Here is an 18033-nt window from a genome sequence, read left to right on the forward strand (position 1 = left end):
GTGATCTATATCACATTACTAAGGTACACACGAACCATAGCCTCTATCTCCCATATAAATAGTATCTAGGAAAATGTTGCTAAACATTATGTGTAATATACTTTGTCAAAATGGATTCTACACTATAGAAATCGACATATACTTTGTGCTAACGCATCAAGAAACAGCTAATTTGTCGCATTCTTAATAGTCCTAAATCAGACCGTTATACCCACTAAAATTGCCTTTACAAACCCTAGCTGTCAGAACCACCCACTTTAGCAAAGCAACTAGGTCAACTTTTCACGTAAACGGAGCAAAACGCACTATCTCTGATAATTGCTCCATCTGAGGTGTAATCCACACAAAGAATGGTCACTGCTTAAGCCTAATTCCGCTTTTCATAGGCGAGAACCTCATTTCACACTCACCTGGAGCGCGGCAAATAACCCTCTTCTCTGCCCATGTACATAGACAGCATAACCTATCATTCTTAGGCTTTTCTTAGTGTATCTAGGCACGCCAATATATTGCTTATACATCGCTGCCACTTTCTAACAGACAGTGTAGCTATGTCCCTTGTTTACTAATTTATGCAGCAGACCACAACAAGGATAGACTCCAAAGCCTCCCATCCATAGCGTATATGTTGAACTGTCATTCAGCACTACTTCTAGCATGCATCAACTCGATAGAGTAGATAGACACTAGTGAAATTCAGAACACTAGCTTATGACTCATCAGCAACACATATGCTGCTCTAAATAAAATAGCAGCAGAGTGCTTCACCAGCTGCTTAGTGTGAGCTGCACTTTAAAAATGCTGCCATACAGAACACTTATACCTGCCCCACATTTGAATGTGAAATCGGGCTCTCCTGAACACAGTACTTTTGAGCAATGTAATTTGCTACAATCGAGAAAGGTCATGTTCATTTAGAAGGATGCATGTACATGGGAAAGATTCAGGAATACCGCGAAAAGCTGCAGCAAGTATCCCCTGACGATGTAATCATCAAATACATCGGCAAGATCGATGGCCACTACTTCTATTTAGTTGATTACACTGAGTACCAGGGAGAAATTGGTCCCCCACAGATCTTAGAGATCGATTCAAAAAACCCTGACTACGTTACAAATCACTGCAGTATTGAGTTCTACAGCCAACTAGTGAACCGCTTCCCAAGATCTTTTAGAGCAAGTAGATCAAGCAAATAACACTGCAATCCAACATCATTACCAAGCCCATATATAGATTGTTAATTGCTCTGGGGCTTACACCCTATCCTCGATACCCTCTAAACCTGCATTTAGCCAGTAACCCCGCCTGCTCATCAGGGTCTTATCCACACAGCGCTGCATTAACGGTATGACTTAGCATGGCTCAGCAAAGACTAAAGTACATGCATAAGCTATAAGAAGTACACGAGTTAGGCTGATGCAGTATCCAATACCTAATGCCATGCCACTCACTCTCAACAGCACCGACCAAAGCTTTTTGAAAAATAACCTACACTCCTCATCCTTCACTGGCCATCACGCACCTCAAGTTACTTAGTAATTAGAGGAAGTAGAACATGATGCAGTGGGATGCTAAGCCATAGATAGCAGATATCAGTAATTACAGAGCATCGGCATGCCAGGCATAGGCACTTCAATACTTATGCTCAAGTATATGCTTCTAAGCTCTAGTGCAACGATCTTGATTGCTACAGATGGTCACATTGCTTCTTTCATAGACTGAGCCTATCGACAATTGGCCATGATGCAGTCATACCTAGCCTGTAAGCCACCAAGCCTACCTTGTTTCAATCGTCGACTTGCTACAATTGCTGCTCTCATATAGCACTACTGCTAACAGCCATGTGAATTTCTAAACTAAGTAAGGCAAGACAAGAGGCTCATTAGCTTTATCTACATGAGGTAGCAGCCCAATACCCATGCCAATGGCAAAACGAAGCAGTGGAGCGCAATGCTATGGATGCCGCTACTCCATGGTTATTTGGCTGTAGGCTGAGGCCATCATATTGGCTAGCTGAAATTACTAAATGGATACTGCTGTAGAGTTGGTGATTGCCAAACTACAGTGTTGAGGCTGAATGCCTGTTTGCGCTGCGGTCAATATCGGTTTTAAGCATTGGCTTATGGTGCTTTCAGGTGCTTAGGTAAATAGTCTGCGAACTGAAACATAGCAAGCTTAAATGAATGTATAAATTGATGGCTGCAAGTGGTGTTAATTGAGATTGTAAAGCCATTCAAGCTTGTGTTGTCAGTGATCGAGTTGTAACGTTTCACACTCAGTCATGGCCATGAACTGGGGATGTAAGTGGGTAGAAAACTTTGTGTTAATAGATCTTAGCTACAGATAGCAATGTGTGTAGTGTCAATAAAAATGTATTGTAGATCTATTTTTATCGAGAAATTGATTGACTAAGTGATAAAAACATGAATCACAGATATAAATCGCCTTTATAGAGGTTTTATATAAAAAACCTAAGTTTGAATGTGATCAGAGTCTCACCTTGTTAGTGCAAGTCTTTTATTTGACCAAAAACTACTCTTTCTAAACTTTATCTCTAGATTAGTGTGATAGAAATAGGCTTTTACGCTCTATTAAGCAGAATTGAAGCGTCCAGCATTAACATAAAATTTGCACATGTTTTGTGCATTCTGTTAAAACAATATTAAACGATAATGTTTATCACCTAGATATGTAAAAAATGCTGTTTACAAGATCCGCATATTTATGGGATCACGATTGTACGGCAACCAACTTGCGCACAAAGTATTTAAATTTAAACACATAGAATTTTATACTTTGTGTAAATCTGATTGAATAAATTTAGCGCTTGGCTACAATAGTACTTACACAGGAACACCTCTTCATTTCGTAAGAAAACTTTGCTGTGGTTGACGATGTATGGAAGGCACTCTTTAACGGGTGTTATCTTACATACTAGTAAACCACCTTTAGTATTTTCTAAAAAGGCAAAGGGAGTTCCAAGAGTGACAGTCTTTGTGCTTACACAGAGTCTTAGTTGCTTGATTGCTGACTAACTCCTTAGTTTTCTAAGGTACGTGGTCAATCTAACAAAGTTTAGCTTAGCAAGGTGAGCATACTTGTTAAGTTGAACTAAGTTAAATGTAACAATCAAACAAACCGAGGATTGGGTGCCTGATCAACTAAAAAGTTGACCGACTGTATTTGAAAGTAGCGAAAGCTCTTACAAATTCCTGTGTTTGGTGCCTAATTATGCTTGGAAAGCATAGTCTGACGACGGCGAAGATTTAGTCGTACGCTCAGACTCACTTATGTCTTCTTTCACATGCTTTGGCATAAGTTAATCAAAAACAAACATATGGATATTCGTAGACACTTGCAATCCTCCGGGATTGCAGGTGTCAGCATTCACTTTGAATGCAAAATTTTCTTCTCTAGTAGAAATAGATTTCTTAGCGCTTCACTTATGACACTTTAAAGACATTAGTCCTAAGCTAATGGCTTATATATTTATATTGTCTTTTGCTATTGGAACTAACCACGGCCACAGATAATCAGCATGGAATTGTCTTAGTGAAGCGTCATTCACACCCTCGTGATTTTTCCCCTGCTTGCTTTTACCAAGACACCATCACAACAGATTAATCATCACATACTCTCATTGTGTCTACAATTTTCATCTAGCACCATGCTAAAAAGGCAACATTACCGGACGTAGCCCACTATATTGATCGCCTTTAGCATTGCGAACAACAGTTAGCAGCCTATCTCTACTGGGCAATTGAATGAACTAGTGCTTAGTACTAACACTACAGTATCGACCAAATAGTCATGGCTAGTTTAGCCAACATAACAAAACAAAACAGACCTGCTGCTCACTACTACCTTTATATGTCCTTCCTCGTTAACTGAAAGCATGTGCTCGTGATGACTGTTTGAAAATTTGGGTCACCTTCAAGCTATTAAAGCAGCGGCTTCTTAATTGGCCTGGCTCCCTGTCACCAGCCATGGCTATAAGCAAGAGGTTAAGATTCATGAGATACCTCGGCTCGTACGTAAAGCTCACTAATTTGTTTACTAAGACCATAAGCTCTTTTGCCTACATGAAAGATAGTATTTGGTACTACGTTAGCTACTGATTCTAAGCTTACCTAATCGACTCACTGATCTGCCCCTCTATATATACTGGAATCATGTGACGCCCATAGCTATGGCACAGCCATCACCTGCAGTTAATGACTTTATCGACAAGTCACTTGGGAGTCATAGCAATATGTGCAGCTGCACGAGTGTATATGCTCGTGTATCGATGGCCATATGAATAATGCTGCCTATATATATCAATCTTGATGAGGAGTATTTGTATGGACAGCACGGCACCTTGCTAGTTGCACTGCGGCTTGGCCAGAATTAATGAATCTATACATAGTTCCTGAAATCACTTGTACTGCTTGGCGGCAGTTAATTGCTTTTTAGCAGTTGATTGCTTTTTGTACGGCCAAATGGTGCTGGTAATTGAGGTAGTTTGCAAGATTTGCATAACAATGAATGAAATAACAGTCAGTTTTTAAAGTTTGATGGCTTATATTCAATCGATATGGCACTTTTGCTGAGGTAAGTTTGCGTAACTTGTATGTAAGTTAGTAGGCTTGAAAGGCGTACATACGCCAGACTCGCCGTTTTAGGTTCAAAAACGATAAAAATGATAGTTGTTTTCAGTATAAATGTAGTGATCTTTTGGTAGAATTGTTTTGAGCTTTTCTCCTGTGATGCTGTAACTAGTTTCACTTTTTGCTAGTCAAAATATCCGCACGCTTTTCTTGATTGTCTGCATAAGCAGTGGCATACTTGACGCGTGAGATACGTCACAACTTTCTCATTAAAGCTCAATACAATGAGAGATGCATCTCAGCTTTAGTTTAGCACTGTAAACTTCACTGTATTGTTTTAATACAATTTCGTTTTAAGTGTTGAATTTGCAAGAGATAATGCTCTATCATTGTCAAATCATGCCTATCTGTATGGTTGAACAGTATTAGGCTAAAGATTTTTGTCCTCACGCAGGTTCAATGGAGCAAATGCTACTAAGCTGATATCCAAAGACTTGTTCCAGACCCTTCTTTCATTGTTGTGGCTGGATAGAGAGCAAGGAGTTAGATTTATCTTTAACTAGCTTGCTATTTCTACGAGGGCGGCACTGCAACAATATCAACGTACAAAGTAATTTTAAACTTTGATGTTCAGGTTTATAAACCTAAAGTTGCCTTCGTGCTTTCACATGCTTACAAATGGAGTTTAGGTTCTTCAGATATACAGTTTATTCTGTGTTCTGGCGAGCCTTTTATAGTCAACAACTATCGGTGGCCAATGTTTTTGCCGCTAATGAGTATGCAATAGTTTTTTGTATTCTCAGGCATAAGCAGCACTACCATAATCAGACGAGCATAATGCATTCATAAGAGTGATGGGCCTCTTTTGCTTTTTTATTCTTGTGAGTGGTCAGGGTAGACACATATGAACTTATTTAAACTGGACTCTATTAAGGGTAAGCTCTTAGCGTGCTTCACCTTAGTACTGGTTTTATCATGTACCATTTCTGCTATTGCCATTAGTAATCTGTACTCTGGCATTAAGACTGCGGGCCATCTGCAAACTGAAGTTGTAGCATCCTTTGCCCGTATTAATAAAGCGCAGGCTGATATCAGTAATACTAACTCTGCCTTAATCGCCTACCTCACTCCAAACATGCAGAATGATGCTAATCAGCGTGCTGTTAGTAACTGCATTCGCGATATGAATCAGTCTGTTGGTGCATTAGTTGGCGCAACCAATGAGACTAGACCTCTTGTCGAGAACATTAAGAACCATGCTCGTATAATTGCAGACATCTACGAAAAGGACATTACTAACCTCATTCGCAATAACCGTCCTTTTGAGGCTTTAGAGCTTTACTTAAACAAGATTGCTCCAGCTGCTGATATTATTTCTGCTGATGTTGAGACCCTAGTTCAGCGTCGCGTTAATGACATCGTAAGTTCTTCTGATGAACTTATTCAGACCAAGACCCTGACTGTTGTTATCATCTTAACTATCATTCAGATCATCATCTCCCTGTCTATTGCTGTATTCATCTCTGGCAATATTCAGAAGGCAATTTCCAAGCAGGTTGCTAATCTGCAGGCTCTTGAAAGCGGTGACTTCACCATCCGCTTTGAGCAGTCAAGCAATGACGAGTTTGGTGTTCTCAACGACACCATGCGTAACATGACCGAGAAACTGCGTGAAACCCTTAAGGATGTTATCGGTCTTTCTAACGAGATCAACCAGTCTATGACCCAGGTTGAGAGCAGCTCAACCAACATTTGTGAGCAGATGAATTCTGCTCAGAGCCAAGCTGTTACTGTTGCAGCTGCGGCTGACGAGATGGTTGCTACTACTCAGAACATTGCTAAGAACTGCTCTGACGCTGCTAAGTCCGCTGAAGACTCTTCTAACCTCACCAACGAGGGTATGGAGTTAGTTAACTCTGCTATGAACTCCATCATGTCTCAGTACGAGCAGATGAAGCAGAACGCCGCAGCTATGAAGACCTTGGTAGACCAGGCTCAGACCATTGGCTCTATTGTTGGCACCATTGACGAGATCGCAGCTCAGACCAACTTACTGGCTCTTAACGCCGCTATTGAGGCAGCTCGTGCCGGTTCAGCAGGTCGTGGATTTGCTGTGGTTGCTGACGAAGTTCGTGCTTTAGCAACTCGTACCACTGCATCTACCACTGAGATTCGTGGCATGGTTGACCGTATTCAGGCTCAGACCACTCACGCTACCGAAGATATGCAGTCTAACCTCGAGAGCATGTCTACTCTGGCATCTGATTCTACTCATGTTCGAGAGACTCTTGAGAGCATCTTAAACTACGCTCAGGAAGTAAACTCTCAGATCACTCAGATTGCTACTGCAGCTGAGCAGCAGTCTTCTGCAAGCACCGAGATCTCCAACAATATGCAGGAAATCACCCATACCTCTAACAGCGTAAATCAGATTGCTTTAGACGCACGTCAGCTCTCTGTAACCACTGCTGAGCGTTTAGAGAACCTGCTCGACGATCTCAAGTTCTTCAAGATCTAAAAGAAAATTTCTATTCACACTTGCATGTTCTAACATGCACCTTATCTCAAGCCCATCTTCCTAACAGTCGATGGGCTTTTTTCTGCCAAAACCACGCACCCGCCGCAGCAACTGCAGCAACTGCCGCTCCTTTTACCAGAGAAACCACATCCTGCACTTCACTAACATTTTGCAGAACTACCTGCATTAATAAGACACATCCGCAACTGATCGCCATTCTTTAAAGATCACAGATTAAAACGACCAAACAGCCTCCAAGCCTTCAGCCTACGCCCTGTCCTCACGATCCACGGCAAGTCCCAAATAGCCTTGCCATAATCATTGAGATCGCAAGTTCACAGCCTAAACCCAACGTTATGCCCAACCCATTACCTTAGGTTGCATGACGTGGATCTGATCCTTACCAGTCGTCTCATCAGATTTGTTGCAGTCAACGATCGACGCCGATTCACGTTGTGCACCGCCTCAGTAGACGATTTATGCAGTCTGTTAATTGCTCCAACAGCGGTTAAAGATGGATAAGTTGCCTGAACAGTAGTAGGCGCATTCTGCAGTGATCCGGCATGGACGCAGATATGATCGCATACATCTATATTGCGTATTTCTTCCTGTTGCGACTGTCTTCTAAATTGCCTGGACATTACTATGCCCTGTTCTACTTTAAAGGCTGATAACGAGAGATGGTGTTAAGCTTCTATAAGACATTCATCTGCAATGCAGTACTGTGCTTAGCGTACTTAGCATTGATGTATTACTCTAGGCCTGACAGGGCTTTAATTGCGCAGACCATGTTAATTTTTACTTCATTCGAGAGTGGTGATCTATGATGCACTAATGCACAGCGATAAAGTGCACTGCTCTGTGCATTATGGGCAGCTTGCTATAGATTTTGACTAGGCGCGGTATGCTCTGGTTGGACTACACTTTGGGCTATGCACGTATGATAGTGGTGCGCAAAATGCTCTGAGTGTAAATATGGATCAGTCTATATGAGTGATTATGTTGTCTTTTTTGCAAGGTAAAAATGATTATCATGTAGCATGGTTACAAGTATACAAGTGCACATGTAATTTTACGTTTAGAACTCTTAAGTTTTAGATAAAGCGCATGTATGCTTGATGTAGGATTTGAAACCATAGTCAGTTCTAATTAAGCTAATGTTATGGTTTTGTAGGCTATACACACTATGTTTTATGTATTACACGTCAAAAAGTAGTAAGGCGCTGTGTGCTTTTTTTCACATACAGCATAGTCTTTCTGTTAATATGATAGAGATTAGTACTCATGAGTACTATGGATGCCATGTAGACTAGCCTTATGGCACTTTTTAGAGTCTAACGACTCTAAAACGATAGCTAGTTATCTTAGTCACCTGGAACTAGGAAAAAATCATGAATTTTATATACGAAGCCCCTTATCCAATTAAGACGAAGCTGCTGATATGTTTTGCCATTGTGCTCATCATGTCATTTGCTGTATCTGTTATCTCCGTTACTCAACGTGTAGAGACAGTTAACGCTGCAGTAGACCTTAATCGTAAACTTACTGGTAACTTTACTGTATTAGTCAACACCATGGAAAAGACTGAAGTATTTAATGCTCAGCTCTTTACCTATCTTGACTCTGAATACACTAATACTGAGCTTCGTAAGACCCTCGAGTCCTCTTTAAACGAAATTGCTGAGGGTGTTGATAAGCTCAACGTCAATGATCCTGATACTGGTGTTTATATGCACACCGTAAAGGGCAATGGTATTAAGTATATTGAGTTTATTAAACAGAGTGTTTTCCCACTATTTGATGCTGGCAAGCACGCGGATGCTCTGCACAACTATATTCATGATGCTATGCCACTGCTTGAGGGCATGGGTGTTGAGTACGGTAAGGCTGTTAAGTCACGCTTCCAACAAATTGATGAAGCTTCAGTGATTTTAACTAACCACAATCCAACTGTATTCATCATCATTTTGACATTCTTCCAGCTGGTGTTCTCCTTTGCGATCTCCATGGATATTTCTACTTATATTCAGCGCAATGTGACAATTCAGCTCAATGCTCTTACCTCCCTTGCTAAGGGTGACTTCTCTATTAATGTGAAGCCACAGACTGAAGATGAGTTTGGTCAGCTTACTGAGTCTATGCAGATCATGATTACTAAACTGCGTAGCTCCATGATTGAGGTAACAACCTTAGCAAGCGCTATTAACGGCTCCATGAATGAGATTGAGCAAAACTCTAATACCATTTGTGATGCTGCAGAAACTGCTCAGACTGAGTGTGTATCTGTTGCCGCTGCAGCTGAACAGATGGCTGCAACTAACGCTAACATCGCTGAGAACTGCACCACCGCAGCTAAGTCTTCTCAAGAGTCTCACAAGTTCACTGAGACTGGTATGGAGAATGTTAATACCACTGCAACTTCTGTTACTGAGCAATACGAGCTCATGGAGAAGAATGCAGAAGCTATTCGTGAGTTAGCCGATGAGGTAGAAAAGATTAGCTCCATCGTAGGCACCATTGACGAGATTGCCTCTCAGACTAACTTACTGGCTCTTAATGCGGCTATTGAGGCTGCTCGTGCTGGTGAGGCTGGCCGTGGCTTTGCCGTGGTAGCTGATGAGGTGCGTGCTCTTGCAACCCGTACCACAGCATCTACTCAGGAGATTAGAGGCATGGTGGATCGCATTCAGGCAGATTCTGCTGCTGCAACCACTGCTATGCAGTCTAACCTTGAGAGTATGTCTTTTGTTACTACTGAGTCCGTTGAGCTTAAGTCCACCTTAGGACAGGTTATGGAATTAGTAAGTGGCGTAAACGATCAGATTGGTGTGATCGCAACTTCAGCTGAAGAGCAATCTACCTCCTCTGCACAGATCTCTACCAACATGCAGCGCATTACTGAGTGCACCAAGCAAGTTAACGAGCTTGCTCAAGTATCTCGTAGCGCTTCTGTTGAAAACGCCTCTCGCTGCCAGACTCTCATTAACAACCTCTCATTCTTCAAGGTTGAGCCAGATCCTGTCGTAGCCAAGGTCGATAATCAGGCACAAAAGCCTGACTACAAGGAAGAGCAACCTTTAGCCATCTAACTAGACTGCTTCCCATCATATTTCAAGGCCCAGTTGGACACCATCCTTCTGGGCCTTGTCATTTGTATACCCACTGCGGATCTTCCCATTTGTAAACCGCCATAAGCACCTCCTCGTTCGTATCCCTTCCACCAGGATCCTGCCATTATCACCTCCTTGCTCGGACCCTTTCCACCTGGATCTTGTCATTTCACTGAGTTCTCCATTGCATGGCCATTTGCAAGCCATCTTGCTGCACCTTGTCATGGTTGATACCGCCACTAACGGATGAGCTCAATTAGCGACTCACTTTAGCGAGCCACTACCTCTGCCTAGAAATTTAGAAGCCTATTTATATAGCCCATAAGTGGTCGAGTGCTTTGTGCAGCAAAATCATGGTTGCTCTGGGTCGATTGTGCTTGAGGTGTGTGCGTAGCATTGCTAAGTCATCGCAGTTGCCATTTGTGAAACTTGGGCTAATGCTTTGGTCGCAAAACCTTAGCTTGCAAGTTTTTGCAGTCACCGGCCGTAAACTATTGCATTTTTATGACTAAATTGGACTATGGTTGTTATCTAGCCCTTGATCTTTGTTAATGGACTTGTAAGAGGCTTGTTTATCGCAAAGGTTTAGATATCTGCTGGGTTTTGGGTGTTTTGCAGCTGTTTGGTAGCTATGTGGCGTGTATGGGCTTATATTTGGGATTGATGCGTGTAAATGACCGCGTATGATGGATGTCTGTGATGTGTGAAGTTAAATGAGGTACCCGTGTATTTTTGTTATGAATAGGCGTTGAGACATGCTAACATACGATGACACTCTACTAGGCTATGTCATTAAAATGCGAGGGCACGATAAAGGTGCTTTAGATGATGTGGTCAGTGCGTATGTAGAGTCATTGTTGTCGATACATGATTTTGAGGCCAAAAGATGCGTAAAGCTAATAAAGCGGCATTTACGAGTCGCCGTTATCGTGAGCTCATGCAGAACAATCGCTTTGAGTGCTATAAGCACATGGATGCTAATCCAAGCGAAGATGTTGAAATTTGCCCTCACCATCATGCATTCTACGAAATTATCTTTATCGTAGAAGGTGACTTCTACTACGAGGTCGAAGGTCGTCCGTATCACCTCTCTCGTGGCGATGTCATCTTAATTGATGAGCTGCAATTCCACCGTGGTCTTATTAACCATTCTCAAGGTTATGAGCGTTACGCGCTGTGGATTCATCCAAAGTACATGCAAAGACTTGCTAAGCGTTTTCCTAAGCTTGATCCGCAGTACTGCTTCTTACAGCTTAACTCCGATAACAACAATATTCTCCATTTAGACGATGCCTCTTTCTCTGAGCTTAATCACGACCTTTCACGTCTATTCTTAAGCTTCTGGTCAAAAACTCCATCTGATGAGGTTCTCTCAGAGTCTTACTTTGCCATTATCTTAACTAAGCTCAATCAGATTGTGCATCGCATGCAGGCTGGTGAGGAGATTCCAACCATTTCAGCTACCTCCATGAATCACTCCGAGTCTGCCATTGATATCACCTCTAAGGCCTTTGCTGCTGTATACAATCAGCCGCATGCACTTGGTTCATCTGAGCTTCTAGAGCAATATGCTCCTGACGGCTATATCACTCCTGCAGCGCAGTCACCACTGATCACTCATCCTGAGTTTCATAGTGCCCCTGGTCAGTCTCATGAAGTAGTTTCAGCTGTTGAGATCGCCAACTCTGGAATCACAGGTCATGCTGAGGCTAAGGGTGAGCATATTGATACAGCGCAAGCGTCATCAGTAACTGAGGGCATGGCCTCGTATAACAGCATGGGCACTTATGAGCTCAATTCACCTGAAAGACAAAGAGCTGATGCTGCGCGTCAAGCTGCTGCAGCTCATGTACCAAATGGTGGTGCGCATACTGCTGATAGCGCCTATCTAAGCGTTTCAGGTCATCAGGATCTGTCACCAAACCTTGCCTCACTGCCTCAAGAGATGATTGAGAAGCACCGTGCTGCCCTGCCAAGCAATATTGCTTCAACAGGACGCCGTGGCTCTTCTACACCATATGGTTTTGGCTATCGCTCTACAGATAATCTCCACTCAGCTTTAGAGGCTCTCAACTTCAATTACGATGAAGATAAATTCTTAAACGCTGGTGTAGCTGCTACCTTGAGTTTAGTTTCTTTTGCCTCAAGCCTTGGTACTAATGTTCACAATCCACCTGCAGAAGATATCTCTATCTTTGATGTAGACCCTGAGAGTGATGACAATTACGTACTCAATGAAGGCGGCATTCCTAACGATGGCACTGAGTATCAAGATGTCTATGTAGACACAGTATCTCATGCTCCTCACCATGGTCAGTTAAACTCTCATGCGCATGATGACTTATTAACCGCTCATGCTAATGAAGATCCACTACATCAAGCCCATCCACATGTAGACTCATTAAATCGTACACAGGATGGTCATTTAGTGGATAGATCCGTGATGAGCTGCGATAGTTACGTACAAGGTATTAACTACGACAGCACTCAGTTTGGTCCTATTGCCAATAGCGTGCGCTACTCACACTCACGTACTCCAAACGCCATCTTAAGTGCAGACAGTGTTACCACCTCTCAAGCACTCGTAGGTCGCCTTAAAAGAAATAAGGACAGTGCAGCAGCTGTTGGTCTGCAACAAGATGGTAAGTTCCATACTCTCCTCATGCAGGCTGAAGGTGCCACCCCTGCTCCTATTCGTGAGCATCAGAGTGCTCTTAACAAGCAAGCTAATGTTCAGAGCTCACCTGTAGCTTCTGCTAATGACGTTGATTTAGATTACGATGAGATGAACTTAGACATTAAACTCTCTGAGCGTCTCAAGTTATCCGCCCTGCTCCAGCACATTAATCTGCATATTAACGAAAACTTAAGTCTTGATGAGCTTGCGCAGCGCTTTAACCTCTCCAAGTTCTATCTAACTAGACGCTTTAAGGAGCTTACAGGTCTGTCGCTGCATCAGTTCATCGTTAAAAAGCGCTTAACTCGTGCTCGTTACCTCATCTCAGTTGGTACTGATCCATACTGCGCTGCAGTAGAAGCAGGCTTTAATAACTACTCCCACTTCTCACGTACCTTTAAAGCCTACTTTGGTCAAAACCCAAGTACCATCCCTCAAGCTAACAAGCTCCATGAGGGCGTGCAAGATCGTACCGCTCCGGTCACCAAGGTCAATGAGACTCGACCAAGCCCAGATCACCTCAAGAGCTGATCCTCAGAAAAACAAAGACCTCATCCCAAGGCCATAGCTCATAGGCTATGGCCACCACAGCAATTCCTCAGTCATCGCCTCACCACGACCCACGCCGCATAAAGCAACTAGCATTTACATCCGGCATTCTCTTCTCAAATCTCCACCCACAAAAGACAAAGAAAAGAGTATGCAAATATGACCTGCCCAAATGTCCGCAGTTCATCTAGCAAAATTCAACCTTCACAACAATGCCAATATCATCAGCCACAGAGGCATCACGTCTTGCGCAGCTTTATACTCGAACCTAATACGTACCTTGTGCGAGGCACTAGTTAATCAGTCATCCCAATTCAAAGAGCAATTAACAGCAAGATCACAGCAGTAGACCAATAGTCTTTTCAAACCAACGCAACCACGATTAGCGCCTTGCAAGCAGTCAAATGCAAGCAAAAATATAACAGCCGAAAACACTGCAATCAACAATTACCATAATGAGCTGCTAAAGCGCTTCTTGCCTTTAGCCACGTCTCACTGCTTGCTCTGCACAAAGGGATAGCCGCTAGCACTTTGAGCTGCTCCCCTTCATGCTCTAATGCAGAGTAAACTCTTGCTACAATTCATGGGGCTAAAGAGTGATAGATGTGGTTTGCGGTGGCATCATGCGCTTAGATATGGCATGTTGAGGCGCATGACTGTAGAATATGCAGCAGTTTTGCAGCATGAGCTGCCTATTGCAGTTGGAGTTACTACTTATGTACACTGGCAACCACGAACAGATTTTAGAGAAGATTGCTACTCTCAACGAGACCTTAGCTAAGATGATTGCAGCAGCCGATAAAGATGCTGATGTTGATCCTAAGGTATTAGATATTCGTTGCAAGACCATCAAGCAGATGATCATGGAAGTAGACAACTCTTTAGGCGATCTGCACGACATGCTCGATACCATGCAAGAGTATGATGAGGAGAACTGGCCAAAGGGCGTCAAACTCGTTGATGAGCTTGAGTCTAACACCCAAAAGCTCGTCGAGTACCTCCGTTCCATTGGCAAGTACTAATCCTCCTGTTAATTGCTCTTTGCAGGCTAACTAATCCCAAGTACTGTATCTGCCACCATAAGCAGATGACGTCGTTAGCCCACTCATATCTGCAGCTTCTTAGCAAGCTGCGGATAATCCCCGCCACAGACCTATCCTACCTTGCTTCACCTTGCTACATAGCATAGCTGTCTTTATCCTCCGAGTAGCCAGCTGCATCTTACAAAGCTCAGTTTATAAGTTCTTATCGTCTTTCTTAATTAGCCGCACTAGCTCTTACCGTGTGCTGTTGTGGCTATCAGCCAGTCCGGCTTTCAGGATTTCAGGATTGTAGACTGTCAGACTTGTAGGCTTTCAATTACTCCCTTCTAATTTGCTCATTTGCTTAGCTGCTTTTGCATGGAAATGTGCTGTGTGCTGTTCCAGAGCTGTTTTAGCCATTGCCCTGTTTTCTTAGTTTGCTACCCAACTGCAACATGCCTGGCTTTTAGACTTGGTATGCTTTTAAGTATGGCTTGGCAAGTGTTGCTGTATAGCGCGTTTGGGTGCACGCCACCGTGGATGGCTTGTGTAGCGATGGGCTGTGCGGTGAAGGGCTGTGCACTTATGCACAGCGTTGTACTCATGGCTATTAGCGTGGTTATGTGCTTCTTAGGCTCATGGCTGAAGTGTGGTGGCAGAAATTGTGGAGCTGATATGGCTTTATAGACATATTGTGGCTAGGGCGTTGTCACAACTTCTTGGAAAACTGTAAATATGCTGATGCTCATAGATGATATTTGATTGTGGATCACAGTCTTTTATCAGCTGAAGTGCACTATTTTTAGGCGAACAGGGCTGTATGGCGGAAAAGATCGTGGGTATTTGAACCAAAATGGCACTAAAAGATCACCGCTTTTTGGCTTTATTGGAGGCTTGATTGCTTTGCAACTATGGAGTGACTTATTGGCCTTAGCTTTATTATGCTTTGAAGATAATGGCTTATATAAGCGCTTATTACCGACATATTGGGGATGAGTGTTGCTATTTTTAGGTGATGAAATTGCTTATCATTTAGTAAATGACTCATTTTAGTGCAGTACGGTTTTGCCCTGAAATTGCGCTTTACACACCACTTCGTTAGAATGTTGTTAAGTTTCTAATCTATCTAAGGAGCTATTGCGTCCTTTGATAGAGGCCTCAAGTTTTATTAGTAGCCATAGCTTACTTTAGCTATAAGCATTGCTAATAAGTACAGCAAGTAATGGTGTTATCCCATATACAACTTGCGAGGCCCCATGTAGCTGACGTGCTGCATGGATGCAGCATGGTTTCAGATAAGAGAACTCTTAAGTGCTTGCACGAGCTTGTAGAAAGTGAATTCTACATAAAGCTCTGTTTAAAACCACTTGTTTTAAGCGCCTGATGCGGTGTGCAGCCTTTTGTTGATTCTCACATTTACTTGGAATGTAAGATCTCATGTGTTCAATTTTCGGCATTTTCGATATTAAAGAGAACTCAAAGTCTCTTCGTACCCAAGCTTTGGGCCTCTCACGCCTGCAGTTGCACCGTGGTCCAGATTGGGAAGGTATCTACCAGAGCGATCACGCTATCGTCGTACACGAGCGTTTATCCATTGTTGATCCAGGCAATGGTGCTCAGCCGCTGTACAATGACGACAAGACCCAGGTTTTAGCTGCTAATGGCGAAATCTACAATCACGTACAGTTAAAGTCCGAGCTTAAAGATCCTTACAATTTCAAGACCGGTTCTGACTGTGAGGTTCTCCTGCCACTGTACCAAGAGTTCAAGAAGACCGGTGAAGTTTTCTTAGACCGCTTAGTTGGTGACTTTGCTTTCGTTATTTACGACGAGACTGATGACAGCTGGTTCTTAGGCCGTGACCACATGGGTATCGTTCCTATGTATATCGGTTCTGACAAGGAAGGCCGTTTCTACGTTGCCTCTGAGATGAAGGCTTTAACCCCTGTTTGTGACACTGTAAAGGAGTTCCCACCAGGCCACTACCTCTACTCCAAGCAGGATCTCGAGTTCCACCGTTACTACAAGCGTGACTGGATGGAATACGACAACGTAAAGAATAACAAGTCCAACATATCTGAGCTTAAGGAAGCCTTAATGGATTCTGTTAAGCGTCAGTTAATGTGCGACGTTCCTTACGGCGTATTACTCTCTGGTGGTCTTGATTCATCAGTTATCTCTGCTATCGCTAAGCTCTTCTCCGAGCGTCGTGTTGAAGATGGCGGCAAGACTGAGGCATGGTACCCACGCCTGCACTCCTTTGCTATCGGCCTTGAGGGTGCTCCAGACTTAAAGAAGGCACGTGTTGTTGCTGACTACTTAGGTACCGTTCACCACGAGATTCACTACACCATTCAAGAAGGTATTGATGCACTGCCTGATGTTATCCGTAAGATCGAAACTTACGACGTAACCACCATTCGTGCTTCTACCCCAATGTACCTCATGGCTCGTTACATCAAAGCTATGGGCATCAAGATGGTTCTCTCTGGCGAAGGCTCTGATGAGATCTTCGGTGGCTACCTCTACTTCCACAAGGCTCCAAATGCTAAGGAGTTCCATGAGGAATTAGTACGTAAGCTCGATCAGCTGCACTTATACGACTGCCTGCGTGCTAACAAGTCCTTAATGGCTTGGGGTGTTGAGGGTCGTGTTCCATTCCTCGATAAGAAGTTCTTAGACGTAGCCATGCGTTTAAACCCAGAGGATAAGATGTGCCCAGGCAAGACCATCGAGAAGAAGATTCTGCGTGAGGCCTTTGAAGGTATGTTACCTGATGAGGTACTGTGGCGTCAGAAGGAGCAGTTCTCTGATGGCGTAGGCTACTCTTGGATCGATGCTCTGCGTGACCACGCTGAGAAGGAAGTTACCGACAAGATGTTTGCTGAGCGTGAGAGCCGCTTCCCAGTTAACACTCCAGTTACTAAGGAAGCTTACTACTACCGCTCTATCTTTGAAGACATCTTCAAGCTCCCATCAGCTGTTCTGACCGTTCCATACGGCAAGTCAGTTGCTTGCTCCACCCCAACTGCTATTGCATGGGATGAGAAGTTCAAGAACATGGCTGACCCATCAGGTCGTGCTGTAACTGACGTTCACGATTCAGCTTACGAGATGGGCCACAAGCTCTAATTTAGTTTTCATAACTATTCCTCCTAAAAAAAGCCGCAGCTTTCGATCTGCGGCTTTTTTTATCTCAACAGCCCCACCAAATCACATCAAATCACAAAAAATCCCATCATACCCACCGCACGCCACTCCATTTCAGCTCACTTCACTGAGTTAGCAGGCCTTTGCTACTTTTACTTTGGCACTCCCTAAATCTTCTGACTTAGATTTCTTTAGCCGTTCTGTCCTTGATGCAACTTCGGTTTTAGAATCTTAAGATCATTAGCTATCCCGACTTATGGCGTTTTGTTCATTTAGTCTTTGGCCAACGGTTGCATTTCTTACAAGCAAGGCCAAATCGTTGGCGTTCTGTGGCCAATACGTACTTAGATAGTGAGATAACTTTTGTTTCTTGCTGCTTGTTGCTACAATCCACGCCATAATTTATTGCCACGGCTAC

Annotated in this window: 6 protein-coding genes; all 6 read left to right on the forward strand. The window is 43.2% G+C overall.

Annotated elements, in window-relative coordinates; all coding sequences use genetic code 11:
• Nucleotides 1-932 precede the first annotated feature (932 nt).
• Nucleotides 933-1196, forward strand: coding sequence for a hypothetical protein (locus H524_RS0101855; protein ID WP_044121258.1), 264 nt, complete (start codon nucleotides 933-935; stop codon nucleotides 1194-1196).
• Nucleotides 1197-5493: 4297 nt separating this feature from the next.
• Nucleotides 5494-7107 (forward strand): methyl-accepting chemotaxis protein, encoded by a 1614-nt coding sequence (locus H524_RS13710; RefSeq protein ID WP_044121260.1) that lies wholly within the window; start codon nucleotides 5494-5496, stop codon nucleotides 7105-7107.
• A gap of 1391 nt (nucleotides 7108-8498) precedes the next feature.
• Nucleotides 8499-10196 (forward strand): methyl-accepting chemotaxis protein, encoded by a 1698-nt coding sequence (locus H524_RS0101870; RefSeq protein WP_027939008.1) that lies wholly within the window; start codon nucleotides 8499-8501, stop codon nucleotides 10194-10196.
• A gap of 907 nt (nucleotides 10197-11103) precedes the next feature.
• Nucleotides 11104-13425, forward strand: a complete 2322-nt coding sequence (locus tag H524_RS0101880) for an AraC family transcriptional regulator (protein WP_027939009.1) — start codon at nucleotides 11104-11106, stop codon at nucleotides 13423-13425.
• A 734-nt stretch (nucleotides 13426-14159) separates the two neighbouring features.
• Entirely contained in the window at nucleotides 14160-14465 is a 306-nt protein-coding gene (locus tag H524_RS0101885; protein WP_027939010.1) for a hypothetical protein, read from the forward strand.
• 1437 nt (nucleotides 14466-15902) lie between these two features.
• Nucleotides 15903-17597 carry an asparagine synthase B gene (gene asnB, locus H524_RS0101890; RefSeq protein WP_027939011.1) on the forward strand — a complete coding sequence of 565 codons (1695 nt, stop codon included), beginning with the start codon at nucleotides 15903-15905 and terminating at the stop codon, nucleotides 17595-17597.
• The last annotated feature ends 436 nt before the right edge of the window (nucleotides 17598-18033 follow it).

The organism is Anaerobiospirillum succiniciproducens DSM 6400, assembly GCF_000482845.1.
In the GTDB taxonomy this organism is placed as follows: Bacteria; Pseudomonadota; Gammaproteobacteria; order Enterobacterales; family Succinivibrionaceae; genus Anaerobiospirillum; species Anaerobiospirillum succiniciproducens.